Source organism: Mesorhizobium sp. (assembly GCF_017306585.1).
GTDB lineage: Bacteria > Pseudomonadota > Alphaproteobacteria > Rhizobiales > Rhizobiaceae > Mesorhizobium.
Genome location: NZ_JAFKIC010000054.1, coordinates 1 through 7,269, shown reverse-complemented (window position 1 = coordinate 7,269; position 7,269 = coordinate 1). Strand labels below are relative to the sequence as shown.

Annotated in this window: 6 protein-coding genes; 4 read left to right on the top strand and 2 right to left on the bottom strand. The window is 65.9% G+C overall.

Features of this window, described 5'->3' with window-relative positions; translation table 11 throughout:
- Positions 1–197: 197 nt before the first annotated feature.
- Positions 198–896 carry a RibD family protein gene (locus J0I79_RS02065; protein WP_292855003.1) on the bottom strand — a complete coding sequence of 233 codons (699 nt, stop codon included), beginning with the start codon at positions 894–896 and terminating at the stop codon, positions 198–200.
- A 593-nt stretch (positions 897–1,489) separates the two neighbouring features.
- On the opposite strand from J0I79_RS02065, the gene J0I79_RS02060 reads away from it, so the two are divergent.
- From J0I79_RS02060 to J0I79_RS02045, 4 genes are all read left to right on the top strand, one after another.
- A complete protein-coding gene (locus J0I79_RS02060) occupies positions 1,490–2,050 on the top strand; it encodes a dienelactone hydrolase family protein (protein WP_292855001.1) in 561 nt (186 codons plus the stop codon).
- A gap of 264 nt (positions 2,051–2,314) precedes the next feature.
- Entirely contained in the window at positions 2,315–3,262 is a 948-nt protein-coding gene (locus tag J0I79_RS02055) for a substrate-binding domain-containing protein (protein WP_292855000.1), read from the top strand.
- Between the two features lie 219 nt (positions 3,263–3,481).
- Entirely contained in the window at positions 3,482–5,065 is a 1,584-nt protein-coding gene (locus tag J0I79_RS02050) for a sugar ABC transporter ATP-binding protein (protein WP_292854998.1), read from the top strand.
- Positions 5,062–6,078: an ABC transporter permease gene (locus J0I79_RS02045; RefSeq protein ID WP_292854996.1), complete on the top strand. Its 1,017-nt coding sequence runs from the start codon at positions 5,062–5,064 to the stop codon at positions 6,076–6,078. The genes J0I79_RS02050 and J0I79_RS02045 overlap by 4 nt, the downstream gene beginning before the upstream one ends.
- Before the next feature lie 202 nt (positions 6,079–6,280).
- Here the strand turns inward: J0I79_RS02045 and J0I79_RS02040 are convergent, their stop codons facing one another.
- Entirely contained in the window at positions 6,281–6,871 is a 591-nt protein-coding gene (locus tag J0I79_RS02040; protein WP_292854994.1) for a flagellar basal body-associated protein FliL, read from the bottom strand.
- Positions 6,872–7,269 lie beyond the last annotated feature (398 nt).

Genomic DNA, 7,269 nt, shown 5'->3' with positions numbered 1-7,269 from the left:
GCAACTGTTCAGGTTGATGGTTCATCGGTGGGAAGGGACCGAGCCATGCCGCGGCCTGTCCCCGAAAGGGACGACCAGGATCCTCTCGGCCTCCTTCCCACTTCAAACCATACACCCGAACAAACACACAGGATCCTCGGGTCTGCGCGACGCCGCTGCGCGGCTGCTTCGCCCGTGGATGACGAAGTGGTGAGGCTTCATCCCGCGCTGACTGCGTAGCGCAAATGAACAAGCCCATGCGCCAGTGCCTCGCAGCCCTTCAGCGACAGTTGCATCTTGCCGGCCAGTCCGCTTTCGCCGAACTCGACAAAACCCTGGTTGCCCGCCCGGGCGTCGAGCGCGGGGGCGACGAGGAGGCTGAGCTCATCGACCAGCCCCGCCGCGAGGAAGGAGCCGTTGATGCCGGCGCCGCCTTCCAGCAGCAGCCGGCGGATGCCGAGTTCTCGCGCCAGCACGTCCAGCATGGCGGCGAGGTCGATGTCGGCGCTTTCGGACACGATGTAGGACACGCCGTCAGCGGCGAGCTCGGCCAGATGGCTGTCGGGGACACCGCTTCCCAGCAGCACCACGACATGGTCGCCGCCAATATCCGGCTTGGAAAAATGCAGCTTGCCCGAGGCATCGAGCGCAACGGCGAAGCTGCCGGCGTCGCGCCGGGCGAAATGATAGGGCCGGTCGACCTTGCCGGCCTGGGCGGGCGGATGCGCGGCCGCCTTGCTCATCTCGGCCATGGTGACGCGGCCGACGATCCAGGCGTCGCCTTCGAGATCGCCATGGATCTTTTCATAGAGGCCCGACCAATCCGGCACGCCGCCATCGGGGCTCGCCGTGTAGCGGCTGGGATGAAGGCTGCCGTCGAGCGAGGCGAGCATATGGCAGATGACATGCGGCTTCATGGTGTTCTCCAACTGGTGTCCAAACAAAAAGCCCGCCACCTCCTGGGCAGCGGGCTTCGGGCGAAGCATCGATTGTGCCTGGTTGGCGCCATCAACTGGCGCGGCAAGGCAACCTGTCAACCGGCCACGGCCAGAGGGTTTGCGATCAACCGTTGTTTAGCGGCGGCGATGAGAGCGGCACTGGCTCGGCGGTGAGCAAGGCAAGTTTACCGCGCCGGACGAGCCGCGGCGGCTCATAAGTCTTCTTGGTCATTAACGTCTGCTGCTCAATCAATCAATGCACTTCGAAGCCACGCAGGCAACAACGGCCGACAGTTTCTGTCGTTTGGACAGGATCGGTTTTTGGTATGTCTTCTTCATCATGGGAATCCCCGTTAGCCCCTCAAGCGCCTAAATTGCCTTTCGCAAATGAAAATTGTCAACCGATCGAGCCAATATTGGCGACACTGATCCGCCTGTGTTGCCGCAACGCAATAGTACCCTCTTCGGGAGCCACTCGTTGAACCATGCGTTGTCGTGTCGGCTCGTGCCCGGTCCGACGCGGCGGGATCGGAACGAAGTTTTGCCGAAACTTGCGATGAATGGGAACGATCATGGCCACAATCATTCTTTTCCACTCCGTCCTTGGCCTGCGCGCAAACGAGAAGCGCATGGCCGACCGCATGCGCGCCGCCGGTCACGACGTGATCCTGCCGGATCTTTTTGGCGGCGCGGCAACGGAGGATCTCGAGGAGGGGTTTGCGATCAAGGACCGGGTCGGCTGGGCCGCGATCCGCCGGACGGCAGCGGACGCGCTGGCCCTGGCCCCCGGCGACACGGTGCTGGCCGGCATTTCCATGGGCGCGGGCGTGGTGGCCGAGTTCTGGGGCGAGCGCCCGGCGGCCGCCGGCGTCCTGCTTCTGCATGGCCTGGCGGCGGTGCCGTCCGCGATGCGGCCCGGAATGCCCGTGCAGCTCCACGTCTGCGAGAACGATCCCTTCTTTCCCGCCCCCGCCGTCGATGCCTGGCAGGACGAGGCGCTGGCCGCGCGGGCCGATGTCCAGGTTTTCCGCTATGGGGATGCCGGCCACTATTTTTCCGATCCGGCTCTGCCCGACCACAACGAGGCGGCGGCGCGACAGGTCTGGCAACGCTGCCTGGCGTTTCTTTCGTAGCAGGCCCGCCGGCCGGGAATCCAAAAATCCGACAATTCCGATAATTCATTGGCCGGAGCTGTTATATCGATATTGCACAAGTGGTTGACCCTGGGTTAGCATCCATTTGCTGATGCCGGCGGGAGGCTTTTTGCAACCGATGTCAGCTGGAGCGGCATGCGTTGTCGAACGCAAGGAGGATGCTCCAACACTTTGAACCGACGCATGAGCATCCTGAAACCGGTCCCCGGTTCAAGGCCGTGCGTTCCTGTGGAGGAGGATCCCATGAACAGACGTGAATTCCTGATGACGTCCGTGGCCGCTGGCGCGATGGTGGTTGTCGCGCGTTCGGCTTTCGCCGACGACAAGCTGACCATTCTCGGCTCGGTGCCCAATCTCGGCTTTCCGTTCTTCGTGCACATGCTGAACGAGATCAAGGCGGAAGCGCAGGCGCAGGGCGTGAACCTGACCGAGAGCGACGGCCAGAATTCGGCGACCAAGCAGACCGCAGACATCGAGGCCGCTCTTGTGCAGAAGGTCAACGCCATCGTGATTTCGCCGCTGGACGTCAACGCGCTGGCGCCGGCCATCGAGGAAGCGGTCAAGGCCGGCGTTCCCGTGGTGACGATCGACCGCCGCGTCGACGGCGTGGAGGGCATTCTGGCCCATGTCGGCGCCGACAACGTCAAGGGCGGCGAGGCGGAAGCCCAGGCCGTGGTGGCGGCGTTCCCCAACGGCGCCAAGCTGTTCCACCTGCAGGGCCAGCCGGGTGCTGGTCCGGCCATCGACCGCAACAAGGGCGTGCACAATGTGCTCGATCCGCTGAAGGACAAGTACCAGATCATCTATGAGCAGACCGCCAACTTCGCCCGCGCCGAGGCGCTGACGGTGACGGAAGCCGGCCTTGCCGCCAACGGCAAACCGGACGCCATCATCTGCGCCAATGACGACATGGCGCTCGGCGCGCTGGAAGCATGTGCGGCCCGCAACTTCACCGACGTCAAGATCTACGGCTTCGACGCGCTGCCGGAAGCGCTGGTTGCCGTGCGCGACGGCAAGCTTGCCGGCACGGTGGAACAGTTCCCCGGCCAGCAGTCGCGCACCGCCGTGCAGATCGCGGTCGCCTACGCCAAGGACAAGACCGAGCCGAAGGAGAAGCTGGTGCTGTTGACGCCCATCGTCATCGGCAAGGACAATCTCGACAAGGCGGAGAGGTTGAACGAGACGAAGTAGGCTGATTGGTGAGGCCGGAGGGGCACGCCCCTCTCTGGCCTGCCGGCCATCTCCCCCTCAAGGGGGGAGATCGGCAGCTCTGCTGTCGGCGTGTCTTCCGCAACGTTGGCGATTGGCGAAAGCCTTCGCCACATCCAATCTCCCCCCTTGAGGGGGAGATGTCCGGCAGGACAGAGGGGGGCGCTCAAGCGCAGCCCAAACCGCATCGAGGAGCATTCCTTGCCGCCACCTGAAGCCGCGCCCGTCCTGCTTGCCGTCGACGGCGTCACCAAGCATTTCGCGGGCGTGACCGCACTCAGCGATGTCTCGCTCGACGTGCGTGCCGGCGAAATCCTCGGCCTGCTCGGCGAGAACGGCGCGGGGAAATCGACGCTGCTCAAGATCCTGTCGGGCGTCATGCCGCCGTCGGGCGGGCGCATCACCTTCGACGGCGCCGACTACGCGCCGGCGAGCCCGCAGGACGCCAAGCGGGCGGGCATCGTCACCATCTATCAGGAGCTCAGCCTGATCCCGACGCTGACGGTGGCGGAGAACATTTTCATCGGCCGCGCGCCGGTCGGGCCGCTCGGGCTGGTGAGCTGGAAGCGCATGGAGCGGGAGTCCCGTGACATCATCGCCCGCGTCGGCCTCTCCATCGATCCGATGACGCCGGTTTCGGCGCTGTCGGTGGCCGAGCAGCAGCTGGTCGAGATCGCGCGCGCCTTGTCGCTGAAAAGCCGGCTGATCATCATGGACGAGCCCACCTCGGCGCTGACCGAGACGGAGGTGCAGCGGCTTTTGTCGATCATGGACCGGCTGCGCAAGGATGGTGTCGCGATCATGTTCGTCACCCATCGGCTGGAGGAGGCCTCCGCCATCTGCGACCGCATGACGGTGCTGCGCGACGGCAGGCTTGCCGGGCATCTCGACCGGGAGGGCGGACCGATCCGGCTGCCGGCGATCATCGAGAAGATGGTGGGGCGCGCGGCGTCCGAACTCTATGCGCGGCCGGCGCAGCGCGCCGAGGCCGGCGACGTCGTGCTGTCGGTGCGCGGTCTGCGCACCATGCGCGATCCGGAGGCGCCGCACGCCATCGTGCTCGACGGCGTCGACCTCGACCTCAAGGCGGGCGAAATCCTCGGCGTCGCCGGGCTGGTCGGCTCCGGCCGCACGGAGCTCGCCCGCGCCATTTTCGGCGCCGACCGGATCGCCGCAGGCACCATCACGCTGGAGGGAAGGCCGATCGCGCCGGCCTCGCCGGCGGACGCCATCGCGCTCGGCATCGGCCTGGTGCCGGAGGACCGCAAGCACCAGGCGATCTTCGCCGCGCTCGGCATATTGGTGAATTTCTCCGTCGCCTCGCTTGGCCGCTTCAGCAACGGTTTCGGCGTCATGGCCGAACGGCGCGAGCGCGACGCGCTGTCAGGGTTCAGGAAGATGCTGTCGATCCGCATGGCCTCGGCCGAGCAGCCGATCGAGGGCCTGTCGGGCGGCAACCAGCAGAAGGTGATCCTGGCGCGCTGGCTGGCGCGCGATCCCAAGGTGCTGATCGTCGATGAACCGACGCGCGGCGTCGATGTCGGCGCCAAGGCCGAGGTGCACCAGATCCTGGTGCAGCTCGCGGCGCGCGGCATAGCGGTGATGATGATCTCGTCCGAACTGCCGGAGGTGCTGGCGGTGTCGGACCGCATCGTTACCATGCGTAAGGGCCGCATCACCGGCGAGATGCCGGGCGCCGAGGCAAGCGAGGAGAGGCTGATGGAACTGATGGCGCTCGACAGGCGGGATGCGCGGCGCGACGAGGCGAGGGGGCAGACGGTATGAGCATTGCCGAGGACCAGAAGCAGCGCGGCGGCGCAACGTTCGCAAGGCTCTTGATGAGTTTCGGCCCGCTGCTGTTTCTCGTGGCGCTGGTCGTCGTCTTCACGCTCTTGAAGCCGAGCTTCATCGATCCGATCAACCTGTTCAACATCACGCGCCAGATCTCGATCACCGGGCTGATCGCGCTCGGCATGACCTTCGTCATCCTCACCGCCGGCATCGACCTGTCGGTCGGCTCGCTGCTCGCCTTCTGCGGCATGGTCGCGGCCGTCGTCGCCAAGGGCGGGGCCGCCAACACGCTGTCGCTGTCGGCATCGGGCACGCAGGGCTATGGCTGGTTCGCCGCGCTGCTCGCCGCCGTCGTCGTGGGGGCGGCCGCCGGCGGCGTGCAGGGGCTCGCCATCACCCGGCTGAAAGTGCCGCCCTTCGTCGTCACGCTGGGCGGGCTGACGGTGTTTCGCGGCCTGACGCTGACCATCTCCAATGGCGGCCCGATCTCGGGCTTCGACGCCTCGATGCGCTGGTTCGGCACCGGGCTGATCGGGCCCGTGCCGGTGCCGGCGATCATCTTCGCCATCGCGGCGATCCTGTGCCACATCGTGCTGCGCTACACACGCTATGGCCGCGCCGTCTATGCCGTCGGCGGCAACGCGGAAGCCGCGCGGCTGTCGGGCCTGCGGGTCGACCGCGTGCTGGTCTCGGTCTATGTCATCGTCGGCTTCTTCGCCGGCCTCGCGGCCTTCGTGCTGTCCGCGCGGCTGAATTCCTCGGAAGCCGTCGCCGGCATCGGCTATGAGCTGACGGTCATTTCCGCCGTCGTCATCGGCGGCACCTCACTGTTCGGCGGCATCGGCTCGGTCGGCGGCACGGTGGTGGGCGCCGCGCTGATCGGCGTGCTGCAGAACGGGCTGCAGTTCAACAATGTCTCGTCCTACACGCAGAGCATCGTCATCGGCCTGATACTGATCCTGGCGGTGGCGTTCGATAGGTGGCTGAAGTCGCGGGTGAGGCGGTAGATCGGGAAGGTCAGCGCGAGGCCCCCCTCTCTGTCCTACCGGACATCTCCCCCTCAAGGGGGGAGATCAGATGTCGCGAAAGCTTTCGCTAATTACCAACCTTGCAGGAGGGAGTGCCGGCGCCCAAGCTGCTAATCTCCCCCCTTGAGGGGGAGATGTCCGGCAGGACAGAGAGGGGCGCCTCGCACCAACGGACGTTATTTCACCCCGGCAGCTTCACCTCGACAATCCTGGCCGAGCCCGGCACCAGTTGCCCCGTATGGTCGAAGCGCAGCACGACCAGCCAGTTGAACTCGTCGCCCGGCCATTTGCCGTTCGGCAGCAGCGCCTTGGGGTCGGCGCCGAAGGCCTTGATGAGCTTGCCCAACTGGCCGTGATGCCAGGCGATCAGGATCGACCTGCCGTGGGTTTCGGTCGCCAGCGCGGCGACCAGGCCTTGGGTCTCCCTGTCGGCGAAGCGCTGGTCGATGGGCAGTTTCAGCGCCTGGGCGAGCGGCTCCAGCGTCAGCCGCTCGCGGGCGCTGTTCTTGGAATCGGCGCTCGCCACCAGCATGTCGGGCCGGAACGGCTTGCCGTCGAGCGTGAAGGGGTTGAAATAGCTGGCATAGGCGCGCGCGCGGGCTTCGCCGGCGGGCGACAGGTCGGGGCCGCTGTCGGGCTTTTCGCCATGGCGCACGATCAGCACCGTGGCGTCGGCGAGGCCGGTGGTGGTGTCCTGAGCGGCGGCGGACGCGGTATGCGCCGACAGGGCCGCCGAGATCAGGCATAGGACGGCAAAGACAAGATGCTTCATGTTCGGCTCCGGTGAGGCTGTGACCCAATCAGGGCCAGCAATTCGACGGAATCGAGGCTGCCTCCAAGAGCGCCGTTCGTCAAAAACATAATTGGCCCGCGTCTTTGCCGAAACGCGGGCCGGCCAGGCGTGCCTCCCGGCCGGCAGCCGAACCACAGGGGAGCGGACTGCCGTGAGGGCAACTTCGTTTTGCCTGCAATGTTCCCCATGGAGCGGCGGGGCAATCGCATATGGATTCTTGCGAAGGGGACCCCCACCCTAACCCTCCCCACAAGGGGGAGGGAACGCTGCCGCGCGCCCTATCCATCTTCATGTTGAGGATCGAAGCCTCACTATTGGTCGCAATCAGCGCCGGCCAAGTCTCCCTCCCCCTTGTGGGGAGGGATTAAGGGTGGGGG